Source organism: uncultured Arthrobacter sp., assembly GCF_947495145.1.
GTDB lineage: Bacteria > Actinomycetota > Actinomycetes > Actinomycetales > Micrococcaceae > Arthrobacter_D.
The window spans coordinates 87,214-109,723 of sequence record NZ_CANLXP010000003.1; the positions used below are offsets into that span (position 1 = coordinate 87,214).

Here is a 22,510-nt window from a genome sequence, read left to right on the forward strand (position 1 = left end):
AATAACAAGGTCCGGGCACCAGTCAACTGGTGCCCGGACCTTGTTCGTTGTTCATCCAACCAACGGATCGCTAGACGTTCTTCACCACGATGACCGCATTGTGACCGCCGAATCCGAAGGAATTGCTCAGGGCCACGATATCGCCTGAGGGAAGGTCACGGGCCGACGTCACTACGTCCAGCGGGATTTGCGGGTCCTGGTTTTCAAGATTGATCGTCACCGGGGCGCGCCGGTCGTGGACTGCAAGTACCGTCATGACCGCCTCTACAGCGCCGGATGCGCCAAGCAGGTGCCCCGTCTGCGATTTTGTGGCAGAGACTGCGACCGAATCCACCTGGTCACCGAGGGCGGTCTTCAGTGCTACATACTCCGGTTGGTCGCCCACCGGTGTGGAAGTTGCATGAGCATTGACGTGCACCACGTCGGACGGCTGAACGCGCGCGTCGAACATCGCCGCCTTCAGGGCCCTGGTCGCACCGAGGCCGCCGGGATCCGGCGCTGTGATGTGATACGCATCCGCAGTCACAGATGTGCCGGCCAGCTCCCCGTAGATCCGTGCCCCCCGTGCAAGAGCATGCTCCTCTGCCTCGATCAGCAGGGCACCCGCGCCCTCGCCCATCACAAAACCGTCGCGGTCGACGTCATACGGGCGCGAGGCATGTTCAGGATCATCATTGCGGCGGGACAGCGCCTGCATGGACGCGAAAGCCGCAATCGGCATCGGGTGGATCGCGGCCTCCGCGCCGCCGCACATGACGACGTCAGCCTTGCCGGATCGAATCAGTTCAAGACCCTGATGGAGGGCCTCGGTGCCGGATGCGCATGCAGATACAGGAGTGTGTGCGCCGGCGCGTGCACCCAGATCCAGGCTTACGGCGGCTGCAGGGCCGTTGGGCATCAGCATAGGAACTGTCATGGGAAGGACCCGGCGCGGACCCTTCGCACGCAGGGTGTCCCAGGCGTCCAGCAGTGTCCAGACGCCGCCGATGCCCGTTGCAAATGCGACAGCGAACCGGTCATGGTCTACCTCTTCGATCCCGGAATCGCGCCACGCCTCACGGGCAGCAATCACGGCGAACTGGGTGGACGGATCCATCCGTTTTGCCTCGACGCGGGTGAGGACCTCGCTCGCCGGAGTTGAAATCTGCGCAGCGAAGGTCACCGGAAGCTCGTACTCCGCAACCCAGTCGGCCTCGATCGTTCGGGCGCCGGAGACGCCTTTGAGCGCGTTCTCCCACATGGTGGGAACATCGCCGCCGATGGGTGTCGTGGCGCCCAAGCCGGTGATGACTACTTTGCGTGCCATGGTTCACTCTTTCGATGCGTCGTCGTTTCCGTGTGGAAGGTTGCCTGGGGAGGCGGCGATGGCGACCCTTTCGGAGGCCATCGCCGCGCGTCACTAGGACTGTGCGCTGGCGATGAAGTCCACAGCATCGCCGACGGTCTTGAGGTTCTTGACCTCCTCGTCGGGGATGCGCACGCCGAACTTCTCCTCGGCATTGACAACGATGGTCATCATCGAGATGGAGTCGATGTCCAGGTCGTCAGTGAACGACTTGTCAAGTTCCACCGATTCGGGTGCGAGGCCGGTTTCTTCGTTAACGATTTCTGCCAATCCTGCAAGGATCTCTTCATTGCTAGCCATGATGGCTCCTTTTCTTCTTGTGTGTTCCGGCGGGTACCGGATCGTTCGATCAGGCCGCGGCTTGCGGCTTGAAGCGGGAAAACTATGGGAGTACAACCACCTGGGCGCCGAATACCAGTCCAGCACCGAAACCGATCTGCAGGGCTAGACCGCCGCTCAGATCGGGCTTCTCCGACAACAGGCGGTGCATTGCGAGTGGAATCGAGGCGGCGGAGGTGTTGCCGGCGTCGACGATGTCCCGCGCGACAGCCACGTGCTCCGGCAGACCCAATTGCTTCACCATCTCGTCGATGATACGGATGTTCGCCTGATGGGGGACGAATGCTACAAGATCCTCGGCCCGCACGCCCGCCGCGTCGAGAGCCTGCTGCGCGACCTTTGCCATCTCCCATACAGCCCATCGGAACACAGTGGGGCCGTCCTGGCGCATCGTGGGCCAGATTGCGGACTCTGCGGCCGCCGCAAGGGCGTTCGGTCCCTCTGAAAGTGCTGCAAGGGACAGCTCCCGGACATCGAGCAGCGAGTGCGTCATGCGGATGGCTTCATGCTTGCTACCGTCCGAGCCCCAGACAGAGGGGCCGATTCCCGAACTTTCGGACGGGCCGATGACGACGGCGCCGGCCCCGTCACCGAGCAGGAAAGAAATAGTCCGCTCGTTGTTGTCGATGAAATCCGAAAGCTTCTCCACGCCGACCACGAGTACGTACTCAGCGGTTCCCGCGTGTACAAGGGCGTCGGCCTGCGCGATCCCGTAGCAGTAACCTGCGCAGGCCGCTGAAATGTCATAGGCGGGCGCCGGAGTTGCACCGAGGCGATCAGCAAGCTGCGCTGCCGCTGAGGGCGTGGCGTAAGGGTGCGTGACGGTTGAGACCAGCACAGCGCCCAGCTGCGAAGCCTCGATGCCGGCGTCCGCGAGGGCGGCACGGGCTGCTGATTCCGCCATGTCGATGACACTGGTGTCCTTGCCGGCCCGGTGACGCGTGACGATACCCGTGCGCTGACGGATCCACTCATCGGAGGAATCGATCCACTGGCAAATGTCCTCGTTGGTGACGATCACGTCCGGGCGGAAAACTCCCAGCCCGTGGATGCGTGTGTGCTCGCGCAGGGTGGACTGTTTGAGGGTTGGTGTAGTCACGCGTTTCCTTCTGCGATGGGGGCGTCGGCCGGGGGAGCAGTACGGGAATGTTCTTCCATGAAGGCACGTGCGGCGCTGAGATCCTCCGGCGTTTTCACTGCCAGGCTGGCTGTTCCGCGCATCCCACGCTTCGCCAGCCCTGTCAGGGTACCTGCAGGAGGAAGTTCAAGCACCCCTGAAACGCCCATGTCCTGCAGTCGCTGCATGCAGAGGTCCCATCGGACCGGCCTGGACACCTGCGCTATCAGGCTGTCAAGGTTGAGGTCTCCGGACGCGACCGGTTCGCCGTCGTAATTGGAAAGCAGCGTGGCAAGGGGCTCCGCGGGCGAAAGGGACGGCCGCAGCGCCTCGAGAGCTTCCACGGCGGGAGCCATATGGTTCGTATGAAAAGCTCCGGCCACCTTCAGCGGGATGACGCGCGCCTTCTGGGGCGGATCCGCAGCCAGGGAAGCCAGCTGCTCCAATGTGCCCGCCGCAACGGTCTGGCCGCCGCCGTTGGCGTTCGCAGCGGTCAGTCCGTGCCGCTTCAAGCTGGCGGCGACGTCAGCGGGGTCTCCGCCCAATACCGCGCTCATGCCTGTCGGCGTGGCAGCGGCAGCCCTGGCCATCGATTGGGCGCGGGTGCGGACGAGCGCGACGGCATCCTGCTCAGTCAGCGCTCCCGCAATGGCGGACGCCGTGAGTTCGCCCACCGAGTGGCCCGCGACGACGGTAGCGGATGTCAGCGGTGTGTCTCCGAGGAGCACGCGTGCAGCCACCAATCCGGCGGCAACTATCAGCGGTTGCGCAACGGCGGTATCGCGGATGGTCTCTTCGTCGGAGACGGTGCCGTGCCGCAGGAGGTCTACGCCGGCAACTTCGCTGAGAGCGCCCAGATGGTCGCTTACGCCTGGGACGTCAAGCCACGGGGTCAGGAATCCGGGGGACTGGGAGCCTTGTCCAGGGCAGAGAATTGCAAGCACGTATCAAGCTTTCCAAATGAGCGGTCAGAAGCAGGGTGTCCCGGTGCACGAAGCTCCCGAAGTCACTTTGTAGGAAGTCTACAACGAGGCAGTCCTATCCGTACGTGCCGGCGAACGATCGGCCACTCCCTTGAGGGGCGGTGCGAGCCGCCCGATGACGAGGGCAGTCTGTAGCACGAATGCCTCGCGGGGAAGCAGCGGATCCCACCCCGTGATGTCACAAACCCGCCGTAAGCGGTAGCGGACGGTATTGGCATGGACGAAGAGTTCGCGGGATGTTGCTTCCAGTGAATGACCCAGGGCGAGATACGCGGACAGGGTTTCCTCAAGACCGTTCTGTGCGCCGACGAGAGGGCGGTAGATGTTGCGCAGGAGTGCCTTGCGGGCCGTTTCGTCGCCCGAGATGACCCGCTCCGGCCACAGGTCGTCAGCGGCAACCGGACGCGGCGCAGAAGGCCAGGCCCGGGCAGCAGTGAGGCCGGCAAACGCGGCCTGGGCTGAACTGCTTGCGGCTACCAGGGAGGCCGATTCCGGTCCGTAGACTACCGCTCCCGGTCCGAACAGTTCGCTCAATCTGGCGTACGAGCTGTCCCGGTCCTGAACGCCTCCAAGCACCAGGATGAGCCGATCGCCCTGAATGCCGACCAGGGTGTCTTCGGCAAGGCGGCCCGTGATGCGCCGCAGCTCGTTGAGGAACATCGCATTTGGTTCGGCGGGAGAGCTGCCTACCATAACGGTGATTGGCGCCTGGGATTTCCAGCCGACGGCTGCAATCCGCGACCGCAAGGCATCCGAGCTCTCGCCCCGGAGGATGGCGTCGACCACCAGGGCCTCAAGTCGCGTGTCCCAGGAACCCCGCGTTTCAGCAGCTCGGGCATAAACGTCAGCCGCGGCGAACGCGACCTCGCGGGAATACCTGAGCACAGCTTCCCGAAGGAGTCCCTGGTCGGCATTAGAGGCGAGATCGGGGACCTGATCCTCCACCACCTGCACGACGACGCGGATGAGCTGGAGTGCCTTCTGGAGACTGATGGAACGCGTAAGTTCAGTGGGCGCTGTTCCGAACACGTCGCTCAGGACCCAGGCAGGAGAAACCGGCTTCTGGTACCAGTTGACGAAGGAGGCGATGCCCTTCTGCGCAACCAGGCCAAGCGCGGACCGCTCGTCGGGACGCAGATTGCGGTACCAGGGGAGAGAGGAATCCAACTGCTTCAGCGTGGCCGTCGACAGAGCACCGATTTGCGTGCGCAGCCGGTCAACAGTTGCCGGATCCGGGGCGGGCAGGGACGTTCCGCGCGGGGGAGTGGGCGATGCCATGATCCGAGCATACGGCCCCGCCGACCGAGGCTCCATTTTGTACGAAGGCTACAAACAGTGGGTTAACAGAGCAGGGCCCGCCGGCTCCCTGTCTGGAACCGGCGGACCCTGCTCAATCCGAAACGGTGTGGGCTAGGACTCTCCGCCTGTGTTCCCCGTTGTGCCCGCGTTCACGTCGAGGAGTGAGTACTTCTCGATTGCCTGGCGGGGTGCATCCGAGTCGACCTCGCCTCGCTTGGCGAGGAGTTCAAGGGTGCGTACGACGACGGAGTGCGAGTCGATCTTGAAGTACCGTCGGGCGGCGGCGCGGGTATCGGAGAAGCCGAAGCCGTCCGCTCCCAGGGTGGCGAAGTCCTGTGGGAGGAATTGCCGGATCTGGTCGGGGACCGCCTTCATGTAATCCGTGACGGCGACGATCGGCCCCGGCGCTTCGCCGAGCTGCTGCGTGACGAACGGGACGCGGGTTTCGGCGCCGGGATTGAGGAATGCCTCTTCCTCTGCGGCCAGGGCATCCCGTCGAAGCTCAGTCCATGACGTCACCGACCAGACATCGGCTGAGACGCCCCACTCTTCGGCAAGAATCTGCTGTGCTTCGAGCGCCCACGGCACGGCCACACCGGACGCCAGAATCTGCGACTTCGGAGCGTTCTCCGCCGATTGCCCATCCCTGAGCTTGTATACGCCGCGCAACAGTCCGTCGACGTCGAGGTTCTCGGGCTCAACAGGCTGAAGTATGGGCTCGTTGTACACGGTGAGGTAGTACATCACGTTCGGGTCGGACCCGGAGACAGCATTGCCGTTTCCGTACATGCGCTCGAGCCCGTCGTGAACGATGTGACCGATCTCGTACCCGTAGGCCGGGTCGTACGTGACCACGGCGGGGTTGGTCGAAGCGAGGATGGGGGAGTGTCCGTCGGCGTGCTGCAGGCCTTCACCGGTGAGGGTGGTGCGCCCTGCGGTCGCGCCGATGATGAACCCACGGGTCATCTGGTCCCCCGCGGCCCAGAAGGAGTCCCCGGTGCGCTGGAAACCGAACATCGAGTAGAAGACATAAATGGGAATCAGCGGCTCGCCCTGAGTGGCGTATGCCGTTCCGGCAGCTGTGAATGCCGCAACTGATCCTGCCTCGTTGATACCTGCGTGCAGGATCTGGCCCTGGATCGATTCCTTGTAGGCGAGCACAAGGTCGCGGTCTACCGACAGGTAGTTCTGGCCGTTGGGATTATAGATTTTTGCCGTTGGGAAGAACGAGTCCATACCGAACGTGCGTGCTTCATCCGGAATGATCGGCACAATCCGCTTGCCGAACTCCTTGTCCCGCATGAGGTCCTTCAGGAGCCTCACGAATGCCATGGTTGTCGCGGCCTGCTGCTTGCCGGACCCACGCTTGGCTACCTCGTAGGTCTTGTCTCCGGGAAGGGCAACCTCGGCATGCTTGGTGCGCCGCTCCGGCAGGTAGCCGCCAAGCGCCTTGCGGCGTTCGTGCAGGTATTGGATCTCCGGTGCGTCGGCTCCAGGGTGGTAGTACGGGGCGTTGTAGAGGTCATCGTCGATCTGTTCGTCGGTAACAGGAATGCGAAGGTAGTCGCGGAATGCCTTCAGATCGGCGTTCGTGAGTTTTTTCATTTGGTGGGTGGCGTTGCGGCCTTCGAAGTGGGGGCCGAGGCCGTAGCCCTTCACGGTCTTCGCGAGGATGACGGTGGGCTTGCCCTTGAATTCCGTGGCTGCCTTGTACGCGGCGTAGACCTTGCGGTAATCATGCCCGCCGCGCTTCAAGCCCCACACCTGGTCATCGGTCATGTCCGCCACGAGATCCTTCGTGGCCGGGGTCTTACCGAAGAAGTGATCGCGCACGAACCCACCGGATTCAGCCTTGTAGGTCTGGTAGTCCCCGTCAGCGGTTTCGTTCATGATCTTCACCAGGTCCCCGCTGGTGTCCTTCTCAAGCAGGTCATCCCACTCCCGGCCCCAGACGACCTTGATCACGTTCCAGCCCGCACCACGGAAGAACGCCTCGAGTTCCTGCATGATCTTCCCGTTACCCCTGACCGGCCCGTCCAGGCGCTGCAGGTTGCAGTTGATCACGAAATTCAGGTTATCCAGCCCGTCATTGGCTGCCAGCTGCAACAAGCCGCGGGATTCGGGTTCGTCCATCTCCCCGTCGCCGAGGAACGCCCACACCTGCTGCTCGCTGGTGTCTTTCAACCCACGGTTCTGCAGATACCGGTTGGACTGGGCCTGATAGATGGCGTTCATCGGCCCGATGCCCATCGACACCGTGGGGAACTCCCAGAACTCCGGCATCAACCGCGGGTGCGGGTACGAGGACAACGCGTGACCGGCCTTGGACTTCTCCTGCCGGAACCCGTCAAGATCCTCCTCGGTGAGCCGGCCTTCCAGGAACGCCCGCGCATACATGCCCGGGGACGCGTGTCCCTGGAAGAAGATCTGGTCCCCGCCGCTTGGGTGGTCCTTGCCCTTGAAGAAGTGGTTGAACCCGACCTCATACAGGGTCGCCGCGCCGGCGTAGGTGGAGATGTGACCGCCGACGCCGATCTCCGGGCGCTGCGAACGGTGCACCATAACCGCGGCATTCCACCGCATCCACGCCCGGTACTTCCGCTCGATCTCCTCATCGCCGGGGAACTCAGGCTCCTCGTCAACAGGGATGGTGTTCACATAGTCAGTCGTTACAACGCTGGGAAGGCCCACGGACCGGCCGCCGGCACGCGCGAGCAGACGCCCCAAAACCTCACGGGCACGCTCGGATCCACGCACATCAACCAGCTGATCAAACGACTCAACCCACTCAGCCGTCTCCTCCGGATCCGAATCCCCACCGGTACCCGAACCCACAATCCCCTGATCAGCAACCATGCCAAACCCTCCCAATCCGCAGATTATGTCTGCGACGTCTACGACTTCGTGCTTCGGGCCGTTGCTCGTCGAAGCGGTCAGAATCCGATCGGCGTTCGCCGGACCTATGGATTCACTGGAACACTCTAGCCCTGCGGGGTGTTGGATGCGTAGCTGAATGGGTACTGCCGCGGCAGGTTACGCCTAGAGGGTAAGCCGATGCCCCTGACGTTTCTCCCGTCACCCCTCCTTCGAGGCTGCGCGTGAAGGAGGGGTGACTCGCCGCCGTCGTGCCGGTCTGCCGCGTACTCGGGTTGAAGCGTGGCGCTAAAGGGTGTTGGCTGGTAATAATGCATATCAACGTACTGTGGAACCGGGGTCAGAGGCACCATCGAGACAGCCACAGCAATAAGCGCAGCGACAATTGCAGTTTTTCGGGAGGAAAAAAGTGAGCGAGGCCGAAGCCGCCACAGCAACAAGCGTGGCGGGCAAACTGGGTTTCAAGGACGGCGACCTCGTTCAGGAGCTTGGGTACGACGAGGATGTCGATTTCGACTTCCGTGCTGAACTGGAAGACGAGATCGGTTCCGAGCTCCTTACGGAGGATGACCAGGACGTTGTCGACGGTGTAATCCTGTGGTGGCGCTCCGACGACGGCGACCTGGTGGATGCACTCGTTGATTCGCTGACCAGTCTGGATGACGGCGGTGTTGTATGGCTGCTGACACCGAAATCGGGCCGGGACGGGTACGTTCCTCCATCTGAAATTCAGGAGGCAGCACCGACCGCCGGGCTTCACGCCACCTCCTCAGCGGGGGTCTCCCGCGACTGGGCGGCAACCAGGCTAGTAGCGCGCCGCAAGCAGTAGGTGGCAAATTTCCCTGCGCCCGGCGACGCGGTCCCGGGGTTTGAACTCCCCAATCAGCATGGGGAGCTTGTCAGCCTGGACGCATTGCACGGTTCCTCCGCGGTGCTCGTGTTTTACCCTTTCGCGTTCTCCCGCGTCTGCACCGATGAACTGGACGAACTGCAGCAGAATCTCGAGCAGTTTCAGCGGCGTGGTGTGAGAGTTCTCGCTATCTCGATCGACCATCGATACGCCCTTCGAACGTACGCAGAGGAGAGGGGTTACGAGTTCGACCTCCTCGCTGACTTCTGGCCTCACGGTGCGGTGGCCGAACGGTACGGGGTTCTGGATACCTCCGATGGCTATGCGCGCCGAACCACATTTTTCGTTGACCCCACTGGTTGCCTGACCTCCAGAATCGAGGCTCCCCTTGGCCAGGGCCGCTCCTTCGCGGATTACTCGACAGCGCTTCGCGGCCTGCCCCTACAGGCTGAACTGCCGCAATGACTTCCTCACCGCTGCCGCATGCCTCCTCCCTCCCCGGCTTCGGAGTGACCGGTTTCGCCAGGGAAGACGGTGCGGCGGCCAGGACCCTCTCGACAGAGCAGGTGGCGAACCTTCGTTCTGTCGTCGATCTTCTCGCGGGCAAGCGCCTTGCCGTCCTGACCGGAGCCGGTCTCAGCACAGACTCCGGCATCCCGGACTATCGTGGACCGAATTCCGTTCCTCGCAATCCAATGACCTACCAGCAGTTCGTTGGTGATGATGCGCTGAGACGGCGCTATTGGGCGCGAAACCACGTCGGCTGGCACCACCTTCGACGAGCGGACCCCAACAGCGGTCACCGTGCCCTGGCGCAGATGGAGCAGCGCGGACTCCTGGCTGGACTGATCACCCAGAATGTGGACCGGCTGCACTCAATGGCAGGCAGTACCAATGTGGTGGACCTGCACGGAACTTATGACCGCGTGGTGTGTCTTGGCTGCCGCAGTTCCTTCAGCCGCCAGGAGGTTGCGGGCCTGCTCGAGCGCCTGAATCCCGGGTATCTCGAGCGCACAGGCAACGCGGGCGACGTGGCGCCGGATGCGGACGCTGATGTCGATGACACCTCAGACTTCACCATTGCGCCATGCCCGGTGTGTGGTGGAATGCTCAAACCGGATTTCGTGTATTTCGGCGAGAATGTGCCCAAGGACCGGGTTGCGCGGGCCTACGCGATGGTGGATGACTCGGGCGCCCTCCTGGTGGCCGGATCGTCGCTGACAGTGATGAGCGGCCTTCGTTTTGTCCGGCATGCAGCGAAACAGCAGAAGCCGGTTGTCATCATCAACAGGGGCCAGACGCGTGGTGACGAGTTCGCATCGTTGAAACTCGAGTTGGGGGTTTCGGAGGCACTGGCGTACCTCGCGGAGGCCCTGCCGGGGCTTGAAAGAGAAGACGCCGGTCGGTCCCCGCACTGATTGGCATTGGGGCGCGTCGATCCGGTACAGTAGTTCCTCGTGGCGCAGGGCGGTTCTCCGGCCCCGCCGCAACTTTGGGTCTTTAGCTCAGCTGGTAGAGCGCCACGTTTACACCGTGGATGTCATCGGTTCGATCCCGGTAGGACCCACCACCACAAACCCCGCTGTTCTGAGACCCACGGTCCGGGCAGCGGGGTTTTTGCGTCCGAGTCAGTCGGAGTCAGAGGGCACGGTGCAGTTCCTCCACGAACCGGGGTGCAAGCGCTTCCGCCATCGGAGCCGACAGATGGTGGGTATCACGGTAGGCCAGGATGTCCCCGATGATCACGGGACAATCGTCAGCGCACAGATACTTGTTCATGTCCACGAAGTGCGCTCCGGTTTCGACTGCGACCTTCCGCTCGGAAGCAGCCCGCTCCGGGTCGATGGCCTCATCTCGTTCGGCGTCGCAGCTTGTTGCGCGTTCGACGTTCCGTGAGAGGCAGGAAGCCGGGGCGGAATCATGAGCCGGAGTGTCAGCCAGGACCACCACCTCGGTTTCCGCCGGCATCGCCTTGATGGTCTCTCTCAGACCCTCCTCCCACTGGGATCGGAGACTGTGGGATCCGTCGACAGGGCTCACCTTTCCGTAGCTGCCGAGCACGACGAGGCGCGGCTTCATAGCGCTAATCTCGCGCAGCGCGCTGTCCCGCCACTGGTCACATGCGGTGTATGGCGAGCCCTGGTTCTCGATCGAAATCGAAACTGCCGGGCAGGAGGATTTGGTGAACGTGTGCAGTCGCAGCGAAGCGTCCTCTGCCAACAGTTCTACTCCGGCAAACCACTGCTCGGCGTGCGAGTCGCCAAAAAGGACAACGTCTTCAGATCCTTCGGCAGCTCCGTACACGCACTGGGTCTGCAGTTGTGTCTGCTCCTCCTGCGCATGGCAACCATCCGCGTTTGTAGGTGGCGCACTGGTCGAAGCGTCCTCAAGCAACGGCGTGACATTGGCCGGGACGAAAGTGGTGCCCGCCGGATACGGCATGCCCGCCTCACGCTGCGCGGATTCGGTCGCCGTGACAGGAATCCGGTCAATGTGAAAGCCAACCGCATACGCCGAGCATGCGATCGTGAGCGAACCCGCGGTCGCCACCGCAATGGCCGGGACCGCCCGTTTCGATCGGGCGCGGCGAGCGGCAGGTCCAGCCGGCACCGGGGCTTCTGTGTCGCGGCGACGAAACGAGTTCGGGCGACGGAACGGCTCCTCCACGAAACGGTAGAGCAGCACTGCAAGCGGCAGGCTGAGTGCGCCGAGGACGAGCGTGATGGGAACCGGCAATTCATTCTCGACGCCGACAGCAAGCTGGGGAATCGTCAGGAGGGGCCAATGCACGAGGTAGATGGAGTAGGACCAGCGGCCGAGGGCCTGCATCACCCGATTGGTCAGGACCCGCGGCTGCGCCCCGCTGACGCCTCCGACCACCACCGCAGCGGTGGAAAGGACCGGAAGCAGCGCTGCCCACCCCGGGAACGCTGTCGAAGAGGTCAGGAGGGCGAAGCTTGCGACGATGCCAGCGAGACCGCTCCACACCAACAGACGTCCTGCCCATGCCGGGAGCATCCGGGCGGCACTGCTCAGCGCACACGCCGCGAGAGCGCCGATGCCCAGTTCCCATCCTCTGCTTGGAAGCGAGAAGAATGCCCATGCGGGGTAGGTGTGGAGCAGTAGCAGGCCGCAGAGGAACGACGCCGCAACCACCACGGACAGGACGACGACGACGGCCCGCTTCCCGACGCGCCGCCCCAGGAGGAAGGCCCCGAGCAGTATCAGCGGCCATAAGAGGTAGAACTGCTCCTCAATGCCGAGGGACCAGTAATGCTGGAATGGAGAAGGGGAGGTTTCCGCAAGGTAATCTGTCCCCTGAACCGCGAAAAGCAGGTTGGGCACGTAGAGGGCTGTTGCAGCGGCGTCGTGCATAGTGCCCGGTACGTCTACGCGGGGCACGAAGCAAAGCGACGCCACCGCTGTCAGGATCAACACCGCCAGGGCAGCCGGAAGAATCCTGCGTATACGGCGGGAATAGAACTGGGCGAAGCGGATGGTGCCGTCCGCCCGCAACATTGACAGCAGGTGGCCGGTGATCAGGAATCCGGAAATGACGAAAAAGACGTCAACGCCGGCGTAGCCGCCCGGCAGTGCGGACACACCGGAGTGGTACAGCACCACGCCAAGGACGGCGAGAGCTCGCAATCCTTGAATATCCGGGCGGAAGTCAGATCGGCTTCCGTTCTTTCGAACCGGCGCTGTGCGTTCTGAAGTGGCAGACATTCAACACAAGGTATCAATTCGGTAACGGTGCCCGCATCTTGAGGCCGCCGGTCTCCCGTCCTAATGTTTCGACGGATTACCTGAGAACCGAGGCGCCGTCTGGCTTCGAACGTGACCCCGGTAATAGGGTGGGAGGGCCAAGGCGCACAGGGGCGTCGCTAAATGATGTGCCCCTGACCATGGGGGCAAGCTGCAGATGGAGACTTGATGAGTGCACAAATCGGCGTGACCGGCCTTGCCGTCATGGGGGCAAACCTGGCCCGAAACCTTGCCCGGAACGGGTACACCGTAGCCCTTCACAACCGGTCGGTCGAGAAGACCGATGCGCTGCTTGAAAAGCACGGAGACGACGGCGATTTCGTCCGCACGGAGTCACTTCAGGAACTTGTCGACTCGCTGGAGAAGCCGCGCCGCGTACTGATCATGGTGAAGGCCGGCGCTCCAGTCGACTCTGTCATCGAGCAGCTTGAGCCGTTGCTGGAGCCGGGGGACATTGTCATCGATGCCGGCAATTCGCACTATGAGGACACCCGTCGGCGGGAAGCGGCCCTGGCTGAGAAGAACCTTCACTTCGTCGGCGTCGGTGTTTCCGGTGGTGAGGAGGGAGCGCTGCTCGGCCCCTCCATCATGCCGGGCGGCTCACGTGAGTCCTACGATTCGCTTGGTCCCATGCTGGAGAAGATTTCTGCCAAGTACAACGGTGAGCCGTGCTGTCGCTGGATCGGCACGGATGGCGCCGGTCACTTCGTCAAGATGGTGCACAACGGAATCGAATACGCCGACATGCAGGTGATCGGGGAGGCTTATGACGTCCTCCGCACTGCTGCCGGGATCGAGCCGGCAGAGCAGGCAAAGATCTTCACCGAATGGAATACGGGAACCCTTTCCTCCTTTCTCATCGAGATCACCGCCGAGGTCCTCGCTCACACGGACCAGCGCACCGGCAAGCCCTTCGTTGACGTCGTCGTCGATTCGGCAGGTCAGAAGGGCACCGGTCGCTGGACCGTCGTCTCTGCGCTCGAGCTCGGCAGCCCCACCTCGGGCATTGCGGAGTCGGTCTTCGCGCGCGGTCTCTCCTCCCAGCGGGGCCAGCGCGAGCTTGCACAGGGCATCCTCGAAGGGCACGAGGGCAGCGTTGAACTGCCCGAGGGCTTCGTCGAAGACGTGCGCCTGGCCCTCTACGCGTCGAAGCTGGTCAGTTATGCACAGGGCATCGATATGCTCACTGCTGCTGCAACGGAGTACGGCTGGGACCTCAAGCTCGACGAGATCGCCTCCCTCTGGCGTGCAGGCTGCATCATCCGCGCTGAGCTGCTCGATGACATCATGAAGGCGTACGCTGCGGATGAAAAGCCAGCCAACCTGCTCCTGGCTCCGGCCTTCGCGCATTCCATCGCCGGAGCGGTTCCTGTGTGGCGCCGGGTGGTTGCCACGGCAGTGCAGTTGGGCATCCCGGTTCCGGTTTTCTCCTCATCGTTGGCCTACTACGATGGCCTGCGTCGTAAGCGGCTGCCGGCAGCCCTGACCCAGGGGCTGCGCGATCTGTTCGGCGCTCATACCTATAACCGCGTCGACGCCGAAGGTACCTTCCACACGCTCTGGGGCGAGGACCGCTCGGAAGTCGAAGCAGTCGATACCCACTAGAAACCCAGGAAAGCGCCCCGGCGGACTCATCCGCCGGGGCGCTTTCCCGATTAACCTTGGAAGGAATTTTCTAGATGTACAGGGCCGGGTCGATGTACTCGGCCGGGTCCACCGCCGGCAACGTTTCCCTTGCGGAATCGCGATGGCGGAAGGTCGCCGGAATGCCTGTGATGATCGAGTCAGGAGGCGTGTCCTTTACGACGACGGCATTGGCACCGACCGCGCTACCGGCGCCGATCGTAATCGGCCCGAGGACTTTGGCACCGGCGCCGATCGTGACCCTGTCGCCAATGGTCGGGTGGCGCTTGACCTTCTCGAGCGAACGCCCGCCGAGGGTGACCCCCTGATACATCATGACGTCGTCGCCAATTTCGGCGGTTCCGCCGATCACCACTCCCATGCCGTGGTCGATGAAGAACCGACGACCGATCGTGGCTCCGGGATGAATCTCGATCCCCGTGAGGAAGCGTGTCATCTGCGCAAGAACCCGCGCGGGAAACCGGAGCGTGGGAATCTGCCACATGCGGTGCGTCAGACGGTGCACCCAGATCGCATGCAGGCCTGAGTAGACAACGCCGTTTTCAACGTCGCCCCGCGCGGCCGGATCATGTGCCCGGGCGGCTTCGAGGTCTTCTCGGAGTCTCGCTAGGAAGCTCACAAACCACTCTCTTTTGAAGGGATGACTAACCCCGGATGTCGTCGAACAGCACGGTGGAGATGTAGCGCTCCCCAAAGTCGCAGACAACGGCGACAATGAGCTTACCCGCGTTCTCCGGGCGCTTGGCCAGCTCAAGGGCGGCCCACACGATCGCTCCGGAGGAGATGCCGCCGAGAATGCCTTCCTGGGTACCAAGTGCCCGTGCTACCCGTACGGAATCTTCAACACTGGCGTCCATAACTTCGTCGTAGACGGACGTATCGAGAATTTCGGGAACGAAGTTTGCTCCCAGGCCCTGGATCTTGTGCGGTCCGGGAGCGCCGCCGTTCAGGATCGCCGAGTCTGCTGGTTCCACAGCTACGATCTTGACCCCCGGCTTGCGCTCTTTGAGGACCTGTCCGACGCCGGTGACGGTACCTCCGGTGCCTACACCGGCGACGAAGATATCCACCTGGCCGTCAGTGTCATTCCACACCTCTTCGGCGGTGGTTTCGCGGTGAACAGCGGGATTTGCTTCATTCGCAAACTGACGCGCCCAGATGGCGTTGTCGCTGGAGGCGACGATTTCCTTGGCCCGGTCGACGGCCCCGCGCATGCCCTCGGAGCCCGGCGTCAGAACGATCTCCGCACCGTAGGCCCGGAGCATAACCCGACGCTCCGTGGACATGGTCTCGGGCATGGTGAGCACGACTTTGTAGCCGCGGGCAGCGCCCACCATGGCCAGCGCGATTCCCGTGTTGCCGGAAGTGCCCTCCACGATGGTGCCGCCCGGCTTCAGGGCGCCGGCTTTCTCAGCTGCATCGATGATTGCGACGCCGATGCGGTCCTTGACACTGTTCGCGGGATTGTAGAACTCGAGCTTCACAGCCACCTGAGCGTCCAGGCCCTCGGTCAGGCGGTTCAGACGCACCAGGGGAGTGCGGCCTACCAACTGGGTAACGTCGTCGTAAATCGGTGCCATGAGATTCCTGTCTGGGGTTACATACGGATTGGAGCAAAACTGTGCCCAGCCTAGCCAGCGGCCACTCGCAGAACTATGCGGTGAGCCATTCAGCGTAATATTTCCGTGCCTTGGCAAGCTTCGGATTGATAATCACCTGGCAGTACCCCTGCTCGGGGTGCTTGGCATAGAAATTCTGGTGGTATTCCTCCGCCACGTAGAACCGTGGGAGGCGCACCACCTCAGTCACGATCGGATTTGCCCAGTCGTCCTGATGCCGCTCAATTGCGCGCTCAAACAGTTCCTTCTGCCCGGCATCCTGGTAGAACATCGACGAACGGTACTGTGTGCCGACGTCGTATCCCTGGCGGTTGAGCGTCGTGGGGTCGTGGGAAGCGAAGAAGATGCCGAGGATCACCTCAACGGGAACCACCGTCTCATCGAAGCTGACGGCCACGACTTCTGCGTGGCCGGTGATACCCGAGCACACTGATTCGTAGTGAGGAGCCGGGTCATGGCCACCGGTATAACCGGACACCACTTCGGTCACGCCGCGGGTTTTTTGGTAGACGGCATCGAGGCACCAAAAGCAGCCCCCGCCAAGGACGAAAGTCATCATGGTCTTAACAATGCATCCATGGACGCGATGATTCCCGCCAGTCGGCTGCGGACCATGGCGGGGATCCCCGGAACCGGGAACAGGCCTGAAGAAACTGGTAGAACTAGGGCTATGGAAGCTGACGAAGAGCGCGTCCAGGACAGTGGCGAGGTGAACGGGTCGAGGCCCACCGTCGGCGATGTCCTGCTAGCGATCGAGGAGTTGTGGCCGGAATCCCTGGCGGAAGGTTGGGATGCGGTCGGGCTAGTGGTGGGGCGTGCCGATCGCGAGGTGTCGACGGTCGTCTTTGCTGTGGATCCGTCGGAGGCAGTCATTGACGATGCTGTGCAATTGGGTGCTGATCTGATCGTTGCGCATCATCCACTCATGCTGAAAGCCGTGCACTCAGTGGCGGCCACCCATGCCAAGGGCGCGGCGGTGCACCGGCTTATTGAGTCGGGTTGTGCGCTGGTTACGGTGCATACCAATGGAGACAGCGCCATCGGGGGTGTCTCGGATGTGCTGGCAGACGCGTTCGGACTGGGCAACGTTGAGCCGCTGGCCGGTTCTGCGGACGGGCTGCCGGAGGAAGGCATCGGTAGGGTCGGTGATCTGGCGGAGGTGATGTCGCTCGGGGAATTCGCCGAACTGGTGTTCGGTCTACTGCCGGCTGTGGCCGGCGGAATGCGCGTCGCCGGTGACCGTTTCGGACTCGTTCGGCGTGTGGCGGTGTGCGGTGGGGCGGGAGACAACCTGTTCGACCGGGTGCGTGCGAGTCAGGCGGATGTTTACGTTACGGCGGACCTGCGGCATCACCCCGCCCTTGAAGCGCGGGAGTCCGCGGTGAACGGGCGCCCTTACCTCATCGACGTGTCCCACTTCGGCAGCGAGTGGCTCTGGCTGACGCCCGCCGCCAGCGCATTATCCAACGTCCTGTCTGATCAGGGTTTCTCAGTTGACGTGCGGGTAAGCACCGTCAATTCAGACCCTTGGGACTTCGTGCTCACGCCTGGCGGAAACTAGGTCGTCGGCCGGCCATTCAGCACGTTTCTGTCCTCACCGACGTGCCATAAGGTAGACGGACAACGGAATTAGCGACGGCGGAGGACTATCGGTGGCAAAAGCACCTCAGGCGGAACAACTGCGGCTCCTTGAACTGCAGGCTCATGATTCGAAGCTCAACCAACTGCAGCGGCAGGCGGCTGCCGCCAGGGCGAATCCCGAGCTGGCTGTGCTGGCTGCGCAGGCAGCCGGTGCTGAGTCTGAGCTGGTGACTGCGGCAACGAATCTCGGCGATGCTGAACGGGATCTTACCCGGGCGGAAGATGACGTGCAGGCAGTGGTCACCAGGCTTGAGCGGGACGAGCAGCGGCTGAACAGCGGCTCGGGTACGTCGAAGGACCTCACTGCGCTGCAGAGCGAAGTCGCTTCGCTCACCCGGCGTCGCTCGGACCTTGAAGATATCGAGCTCGAGGTGATGGAACGCGTCGAAGCCGCAAAGGCAGCGCGTGATGACGCCCGAAACCGTTCGGAGGCTGTTCAAAGTCAGCTCCGCGAACTCGAGCAGGCACGCGACGAGGAGTTGGGCCGGATCGATGCAGAGCGCAGGGAGGTCCAGGCAGCACGGGATGAGCTGGCCGCTTCTTTTGAGCCCGCCCTGCTTGGGATCTACGAAAAGACGCTCGCCCGACGGGGCGTCGGCGCGGCCCGTCTTTCTCACGGCCGATCGGAGGGGTCAGGCATGCAGCTCAGCCCTGGCGACCTCGCCGACATCTCCAAGGCGGCTGACGACGACGTTGTCTTCTGCCCCGATTCCGGATGCATTCTCGTGCGCTCGGCTGAGTGGGGAAGCTGAACGGGTGAGTGACTCTGCTGGAACCCTGTTCGACGACGCTTCCGCTGCCGCTGCCGATGGACGGGCCGGAACCTCGGTCCACAACCTCCTGATTGTTGAAACAGACGGGGGTTCCCGCGGGAATCCCGGTCACGCCGGCTATGGTGCCCTTGTCCGCGATCCCAAGTCGGGCGTCATCCTGAAGGAGAAGGCAGGTTATGTAGGAATCGCCTCGAACAATGTCGCTGAGTACTCGGGGCTTCTCGCAGGTCTCGAGCTGGCGCACGAGATTGACCCGGATTGCCGCATCCTCGTCAAAATGGATTCCAAGCTCATCGTCGAACAGATGAGCGGGCGCTGGAAGATCAAGCATGCCGACATGCAGAAGTTGGCTGGGCAGGCCCGCCGTATTGTCGATCCCCGGCGCGTGCGCTACGAGTGGATTCCCCGTGAGAAGAACAAGGACGCAGACAGGCTCTCCAATGAGGCCATGGACGCGGGCATGGCGGGCGTTGCGTGGAAGCCCAAGAATTCGGGCGAACCCAAAACCACTGTCCAGACGGGCGAGGAGGCTGCCGCTGTTGCCGATACTCCCCGGGAAGCCACCGGCACCCTCAACCACGTCGAGATCTGGGTTCAGGACCTCGACGCAGCGCTGGCCAGTATGGGTTGGCTGTTTGAGCGGCTGGGGTTTGTACCGAAAGACACCTGGAAGGACGGCGCGAGCTGGGCGGGTAACGGAACATATCTCGTGCTGGAGGCCGGCCCGGACGTCGTTCCCGCGCCGTACGATCGCCGTCGCCAGGGCGTCAACCATCTAGCGTTCAACGCAGGTACGCGTGCCGAAGTCGATCTGCTCGCGCGCCGGGCTGCCAGTCACGGCTGGTCCCTGATGTTCAGGGACAAACATCCCTATGCCGGCGGGCGGAAGCACTACGCGGCCTATCTTGAGAACGCAGAGGGGTTCGAAGTGGAACTCGTCGCCGGGCCAGACGCTTAGAAACCGGCGGCGCCCGGGAGGACCAGCGGCGATCAGGCGCCGGGCAGGACGATGTTCAGCTGGGCGGCTTTCCGGGCAGTGGCGGGCACAAGCTCGCACACCCACCGTTCAGATGCTGCCTGCAGCAGCTGCTCTGGAGTCGCGGGTTGTTTCCCCCTCCGCGTCAGGAGGTGGCGAGCCAATTCACCGCGGGTGTGCTTGGCGAAGTGGGAAACCACCGATCGTTTGCCGTTCCGTTCCTGGAACACGTTGACGGCGGCCGTCCGCTCGGGTGTTCCGGACCATACTGTGGCGTAGGTGCTCGACCGGCAGTCGACGATGAGGGAACCGCCGGCACGTTCGTCGAGGACGGCTGCGAGACGTTTTCGCCAGAAGGGCGCCAGCTTCCCGGTGCCCGGCAGATTCACCGACATTGAGAGCCGGTAGGCCGGAACGGCGTCGGCGAATCCGACTGCGCCCCAGAGCCCTGAAATGATGACGACGGCGGCATCAGCCTTCATTTTCTGCACGCGGGTCATGCTCCGGTATCCGAGCGCGTCGTACAGCACACCGGAGTAGACCGAATGTGCAGGCGCTGCGGCGGCTTCCCGCAATCCGGTATTGCGGCGCACATCCTCAGCCAGGGAGGCTCCCACCCCGAGGACGGCGTGAGCGTGGTCATGTGCGCTGGCCTTCGCAAGCGCCGCGAGCACCTCCAGCCGGGCATCGGTCAACTCAGGAAAGGCCAGCGAGGCCAGGTCGAGGGGACGCCCGTTGTCTGCAGCCGTTTTTCCTTCGGAGGGTGGGAGCAGAATAAGCACCCGACCACTTTACCTGCGTCCGGCCGGCTGGGATCTCACCAGCACTGGATCCAGCCGGCCACAACTGCCTCTTCCGACACGTAGGATTGATGTGGATGGGTTGGCCAGGCGGCCGCGTGGGAAGCACTTTCGTCGCTTCCCCCGAGGAACGTCCGGGCTCCGCAGGGCAGGGTGGTGGGTAACGCCCACTCGGGGTGACCCGCAGGCAAGTGCCACAGAAAATAGACCGCCCCGGTGATTCGTTCAGGCGGGGTAAGGGTGAAACGGTGGTGTAAGAGACCACCAGCGCACCGGGTGACCGGAGCGGCTAGGTAAACCCCACCCGGAGCAAGGCCAGACAGGGCACGATCGAGGGCTGCCCGCCCGAGTGTCCGGGTAGGCCGCTGGAGGGCGTCGGCAACGGCGCTCGTAGATGGATGGCCGCCACTGCAGTCTTCACGGACCTGCAGGACAGAACCCGGCGTATCGGCCGACCCATCCCTTTCGGTGATTTCGCATCTCGGGCGAGCGGACATAATTCACCGGCTTGGCCTATTCGTCAAGAGTCTGAAACTTCTTGCGGACCGGTCATCCACAACCGCGGTTATCGCCCAATACGTTCCATTACGCTAAGGGGATGGCCGAGACGACTGCATCCAGCGTTTCCCTGGTGCGTCGCAACCCGAATTTCAGAGCCTTGTGGTTGTCAGCCACAGTCGGAGTTTTCGGCACGGCCGTTGCTGCTGTTGCCCTGCCCATCATTGCGGCGGTGGAACTCGCCGCAAGCGATTTCGCGGTGGCCGCACTGGCCGGAATGGCCTTCCTGCCCTGGCTGCTCTTTGGCCTGCCTATCGGGGTGTGGGTAGACCGCTGGCCGCGCAAGCCGGTGATTGCCTGGTCCCTCGTGGCGAGGATAGTGTCCCTTGCCACGCTGCCGCTCGCCTACTGGTTCGACATGCTCACAGTGGTGCAGTTGTTCGTCGTCGCATTTGTCGCCGGACTGTCATCGGTATTCTTCAGCCTCGCCGACCAGGCGCTGGTACAGCGCGCCCTCTCTGGGGATGAACTGGTCGAGGGGAACGGCATCATCACTGCCTCCGGGGCTTCGGCGGATGCAGCAGGACGCGGGATCGCTGGCTGGCTAACGGTGGTGCTCGGGGCTTCCAACACGCTCCTGGTGCAGGTTGCAGCGTCGTTCGCTTCACTGGCCGCTATCTCATCCCTGCACATCGAGGAAGAACGCGTGGTCACGGGGGAGCGTCGCATCTTCGCGGAGATGTTGGACGGGCTTCGGTACACCTTCAGTACCGCGCCGCTTCGGGCAATCCTGTTCAATGCAGCGCTCTGGAATCTGGGCGGAAGCATGGTTGCCTCCCTGATGGTGCTGTTGGTGATTCGCGTCTTGGGGGAGTCGGAAATCTGGCTCGGCCTTCTCATGGCTGCGACCTCTGTCGGCGGCGCCGTCGGAGGTTTGAGCGCCAAACGGCTCACCGAGCGGCTGGGATCCGGACCGGTGTGGCGGTGGTCGATGGTGCCCGGCGTCCTGGGCTACGCGTCGCTGCTGATTATGACGCCGGGCCCGGGGATGCTGGTGGGGATGGCCGGGATGTTCATCATGGGCATTTCGATCGCGCTGAACATTGTCGTCGGTACAAGCTTCCGCCAGCGTGTCTGCCCACCGGCGATGATGGGCAGGCTTGGCGCTGCAACCAGGATGGTCAGCTGGGGGATGCTGGGCATAGCGAGCATTCTTGGCGGGATTCTTGCCGAAATGTTCGGCATTACCGCCGCGGTCCTGGTGGGAGTCCTGCTGGCTGCCACAGCTCCCCTCGTGGCACTCTTGGGCCCTCTGCGCTCGGTCCGGCGTCTGGAGGACCTTGACCGCGGGGTTACTACGGGCTGACTAGCGACTACTGACTTGTCACTACTGACTAGTGACCGAATGGGTCCGGATCGACGCCAGGTATCCAGGTCAGGCCCGGTTGGCCCCATCCATTAGCCCTTGCCACCTTCTTTGCCTTCCGTGCATAGCGCTGATTCAGCCGGTCGACGTACAACGTGCCGTTCAAGTGGTCGAATTCATGCTGCATGCAACGGGCGAACCACCCGGTTGCCTCGAATTCCACCGCGTTGCCGTCGCCGTCGTAACCGTTGACTTTCACCCAGTCCGCGCGTTTGAGCGGGAAGGACTCCCCGGGGAAGGAAAGGCACCCTTCTGATTCGTCCTCATCCGGTTCGGCGCCTGACACCTTGGAGGTGACCAGCGTGGGGTTCACCAGAACCCCCCGAGGAGGCACGCCGTCATCATTCATCATGCCGTAGACGAAGACCCGCAGCCCCACTCCAATCTGCGGCGCCGCGACACCAACACCGTTGGCCTCGTCCATGGTTTCGAACATATCCGCGATGAGAGAGCGCAGCTCCTCATCGAACTGTTCAACTTCGGCAGCGCGGCGGTGCAGCACGTGCTCTCCGGCGATCGTGATAGGGCGGACAGGCATAGGGGGAACCTTCCTTGCTCCGG

20 protein-coding genes, 1 tRNA gene and 1 other RNA gene are annotated in these 22,510 nt (G+C 63.0%); 10 read left to right on the plus strand and 12 right to left on the minus strand.

Annotated elements, in window-relative coordinates; genetic code table 11:
* Nucleotides 1–70: 70 nt before the first annotated feature.
* The 6 genes from fabF to aceE form a co-directional block, all read right to left on the minus strand.
* A complete protein-coding gene (gene fabF, locus Q0877_RS03175; protein ID WP_299165679.1) occupies nucleotides 71–1,306 on the minus strand; it encodes a beta-ketoacyl-ACP synthase II in 1,236 nt (411 codons plus the stop codon).
* 93 nt (nucleotides 1,307–1,399) lie between these two features.
* Entirely contained in the window at nucleotides 1,400–1,645 is a 246-nt protein-coding gene (locus tag Q0877_RS03180; protein ID WP_299165680.1) for an acyl carrier protein, read from the minus strand.
* Between the two features lie 82 nt (nucleotides 1,646–1,727).
* Nucleotides 1,728–2,783: a beta-ketoacyl-ACP synthase III gene (locus Q0877_RS03185; protein ID WP_299165681.1), complete on the minus strand. Its 1,056-nt coding sequence runs from the start codon at nucleotides 2,781–2,783 to the stop codon at nucleotides 1,728–1,730.
* Complete coding sequence (locus tag Q0877_RS03190; RefSeq protein ID WP_299165682.1) at nucleotides 2,780–3,745, minus strand: ACP S-malonyltransferase; 966 nt, start codon at nucleotides 3,743–3,745, stop codon at nucleotides 2,780–2,782. The genes Q0877_RS03185 and Q0877_RS03190 overlap by 4 nt, the downstream gene beginning before the upstream one ends.
* Nucleotides 3,746–3,823: 78 nt before the next feature.
* Complete coding sequence (locus tag Q0877_RS03195) at nucleotides 3,824–5,062, minus strand: CdaR family transcriptional regulator (protein WP_299165683.1); 1,239 nt, start codon at nucleotides 5,060–5,062, stop codon at nucleotides 3,824–3,826.
* A gap of 132 nt (nucleotides 5,063–5,194) precedes the next feature.
* On the minus strand, nucleotides 5,195–7,939 hold the full coding sequence (gene aceE, locus Q0877_RS03200) for a pyruvate dehydrogenase (acetyl-transferring), homodimeric type (protein ID WP_299165684.1): 2,745 nt from the start codon (nucleotides 7,937–7,939) through the stop codon (nucleotides 5,195–5,197).
* A 427-nt stretch (nucleotides 7,940–8,366) separates the two neighbouring features.
* Here aceE and Q0877_RS03205 point away from each other — a divergent pair, with 427 nt between their 5' ends.
* The 4 genes from Q0877_RS03205 (at nucleotide 8,367) to Q0877_RS03220 (ending at nucleotide 10,377) form a co-directional block, all read left to right on the plus strand.
* A complete protein-coding gene (locus tag Q0877_RS03205) occupies nucleotides 8,367–8,786 on the plus strand; it encodes a DUF3052 domain-containing protein (protein WP_299165685.1) in 420 nt (139 codons plus the stop codon).
* A complete protein-coding gene (locus tag Q0877_RS03210) occupies nucleotides 8,787–9,272 on the plus strand; it encodes a redoxin domain-containing protein (RefSeq protein WP_299165686.1) in 486 nt (161 codons plus the stop codon). It abuts the gene before it with no gap.
* Nucleotides 9,269–10,225: an NAD-dependent protein deacetylase gene (locus tag Q0877_RS03215; protein WP_299165687.1), complete on the plus strand. Its 957-nt coding sequence runs from the start codon at nucleotides 9,269–9,271 to the stop codon at nucleotides 10,223–10,225. Before Q0877_RS03210 ends, Q0877_RS03215 begins: the two co-directional genes overlap by 4 nt.
* 76 nt (nucleotides 10,226–10,301) lie before the next feature.
* A tRNA-Val gene (locus Q0877_RS03220) sits at nucleotides 10,302–10,377 on the plus strand.
* Nucleotides 10,378–10,445: 68 nt separating this feature from the next.
* Here the strand turns inward: Q0877_RS03220 and Q0877_RS03225 are convergent.
* Nucleotides 10,446–12,533: an acyltransferase family protein gene (locus Q0877_RS03225; protein ID WP_299165688.1), complete on the minus strand. Its 2,088-nt coding sequence runs from the start codon at nucleotides 12,531–12,533 to the stop codon at nucleotides 10,446–10,448.
* Nucleotides 12,534–12,740: 207 nt separating this feature from the next.
* On the opposite strand from Q0877_RS03225, the gene gndA reads away from it, so the two are divergent.
* On the plus strand, nucleotides 12,741–14,177 hold the full coding sequence (gene gndA / locus Q0877_RS03230) for an NADP-dependent phosphogluconate dehydrogenase (protein ID WP_299165689.1): 1,437 nt from the start codon (nucleotides 12,741–12,743) through the stop codon (nucleotides 14,175–14,177).
* Between the two features lie 70 nt (nucleotides 14,178–14,247).
* Here gndA and epsC read toward each other — a convergent pair whose 3' ends face one another.
* The 3 genes from epsC to msrA all read right to left on the minus strand — a co-directional run bounded on the left by epsC (nucleotide 14,248) and on the right by msrA (nucleotide 16,394).
* A complete protein-coding gene (gene epsC, locus Q0877_RS03235) occupies nucleotides 14,248–14,835 on the minus strand; it encodes a serine O-acetyltransferase EpsC (protein ID WP_299165690.1) in 588 nt (195 codons plus the stop codon).
* Nucleotides 14,836–14,860: 25 nt separating this feature from the next.
* Nucleotides 14,861–15,796, minus strand: coding sequence for a cysteine synthase A (cysK, locus tag Q0877_RS03240; protein WP_299165691.1), 936 nt, complete (start codon nucleotides 15,794–15,796; stop codon nucleotides 14,861–14,863).
* Nucleotides 15,797–15,869: 73 nt separating this feature from the next.
* Nucleotides 15,870–16,394: a peptide-methionine (S)-S-oxide reductase MsrA gene (msrA, locus tag Q0877_RS03245; RefSeq protein WP_299165692.1), complete on the minus strand. Its 525-nt coding sequence runs from the start codon at nucleotides 16,392–16,394 to the stop codon at nucleotides 15,870–15,872.
* A 111-nt stretch (nucleotides 16,395–16,505) separates the two neighbouring features.
* Between msrA and Q0877_RS03250 the strand changes: the two genes are divergently transcribed.
* The 3 genes from Q0877_RS03250 to Q0877_RS03260 all read left to right on the plus strand — a co-directional run bounded on the left by Q0877_RS03250 (nucleotide 16,506) and on the right by Q0877_RS03260 (nucleotide 19,207).
* Nucleotides 16,506–17,396, plus strand: coding sequence for a Nif3-like dinuclear metal center hexameric protein (locus Q0877_RS03250; RefSeq protein ID WP_299165694.1), 891 nt, complete (start codon nucleotides 16,506–16,508; stop codon nucleotides 17,394–17,396).
* A gap of 91 nt (nucleotides 17,397–17,487) precedes the next feature.
* Nucleotides 17,488–18,228 carry a zinc ribbon domain-containing protein gene (locus tag Q0877_RS03255; protein WP_299165695.1) on the plus strand — a complete coding sequence of 247 codons (741 nt, stop codon included), beginning with the start codon at nucleotides 17,488–17,490 and terminating at the stop codon, nucleotides 18,226–18,228.
* An 88-nt stretch (nucleotides 18,229–18,316) separates the two neighbouring features.
* Nucleotides 18,317–19,207, plus strand: coding sequence for a reverse transcriptase-like protein (locus Q0877_RS03260; RefSeq protein WP_299165888.1), 891 nt, complete (start codon nucleotides 18,317–18,319; stop codon nucleotides 19,205–19,207).
* 32 nt (nucleotides 19,208–19,239) lie between these two features.
* On the opposite strand, the gene Q0877_RS03265 is transcribed toward Q0877_RS03260, so the two are convergent.
* Nucleotides 19,240–20,007, minus strand: a complete 768-nt coding sequence (locus Q0877_RS03265; RefSeq protein ID WP_299165696.1) for a YaaA family protein — start codon at nucleotides 20,005–20,007, stop codon at nucleotides 19,240–19,242.
* A 96-nt stretch (nucleotides 20,008–20,103) separates the two neighbouring features.
* On the opposite strand from Q0877_RS03265, the gene rnpB reads away from it, so the two are divergent.
* Both rnpB and Q0877_RS03275 read left to right on the plus strand, forming a co-directional pair.
* An RNA gene (rnpB, locus tag Q0877_RS03270) (RNase P RNA component class A) lies at nucleotides 20,104–20,488 on the plus strand.
* Between the two features lie 135 nt (nucleotides 20,489–20,623).
* Nucleotides 20,624–21,889, plus strand: coding sequence for an MFS transporter (locus Q0877_RS03275; protein WP_299165697.1), 1,266 nt, complete (start codon nucleotides 20,624–20,626; stop codon nucleotides 21,887–21,889).
* Nucleotides 21,890–21,917: 28 nt separating this feature from the next.
* Here Q0877_RS03275 and def read toward each other — a convergent pair whose 3' ends face one another.
* On the minus strand, nucleotides 21,918–22,487 hold the full coding sequence (def, locus tag Q0877_RS03280) for a peptide deformylase (RefSeq protein ID WP_299165698.1): 570 nt from the start codon (nucleotides 22,485–22,487) through the stop codon (nucleotides 21,918–21,920).
* Nucleotides 22,488–22,510: the final 23 nt, after the last annotated feature.

Coding starts and splice junctions, on each gene's coding strand:
- def (WP_299165698.1), bottom strand. CDS start 22,487: ATGCCTGTCCGCCCTATCACGATCGCCGGAGAGCACGTGCTGCACCGC.
- Q0877_RS03195 (WP_299165683.1), bottom strand. CDS start 5,062: ATGGCATCGCCCACTCCCCCGCGCGGAACGTCCCTGCCCGCCCCGGAT.
- cysK (WP_299165691.1), bottom strand. CDS start 15,796: ATGGCACCGATTTACGACGACGTTACCCAGTTGGTAGGCCGCACTCCC.
- gndA (WP_299165689.1), top strand. CDS start 12,741: ATGAGTGCACAAATCGGCGTGACCGGCCTTGCCGTCATGGGGGCAAAC.
- fabF (WP_299165679.1), bottom strand. CDS start 1,306: ATGGCACGCAAAGTAGTCATCACCGGCTTGGGCGCCACGACACCCATC.
- Q0877_RS03250 (WP_299165694.1), top strand. CDS start 16,506: ATGGAAGCTGACGAAGAGCGCGTCCAGGACAGTGGCGAGGTGAACGGG.
- aceE (WP_299165684.1), bottom strand. CDS start 7,939: ATGGTTGCTGATCAGGGGATTGTGGGTTCGGGTACCGGTGGGGATTCG.
- Q0877_RS03275 (WP_299165697.1), top strand. CDS start 20,624: ATGGCCGAGACGACTGCATCCAGCGTTTCCCTGGTGCGTCGCAACCCG.
- msrA (WP_299165692.1), bottom strand. CDS start 16,394: ATGATGACTTTCGTCCTTGGCGGGGGCTGCTTTTGGTGCCTCGATGCC.
- Q0877_RS03215 (WP_299165687.1), top strand. CDS start 9,269: ATGACTTCCTCACCGCTGCCGCATGCCTCCTCCCTCCCCGGCTTCGGA.
- Q0877_RS03180 (WP_299165680.1), bottom strand. CDS start 1,645: ATGGCTAGCAATGAAGAGATCCTTGCAGGATTGGCAGAAATCGTTAAC.
- Q0877_RS03225 (WP_299165688.1), bottom strand. CDS start 12,533: ATGTCTGCCACTTCAGAACGCACAGCGCCGGTTCGAAAGAACGGAAGC.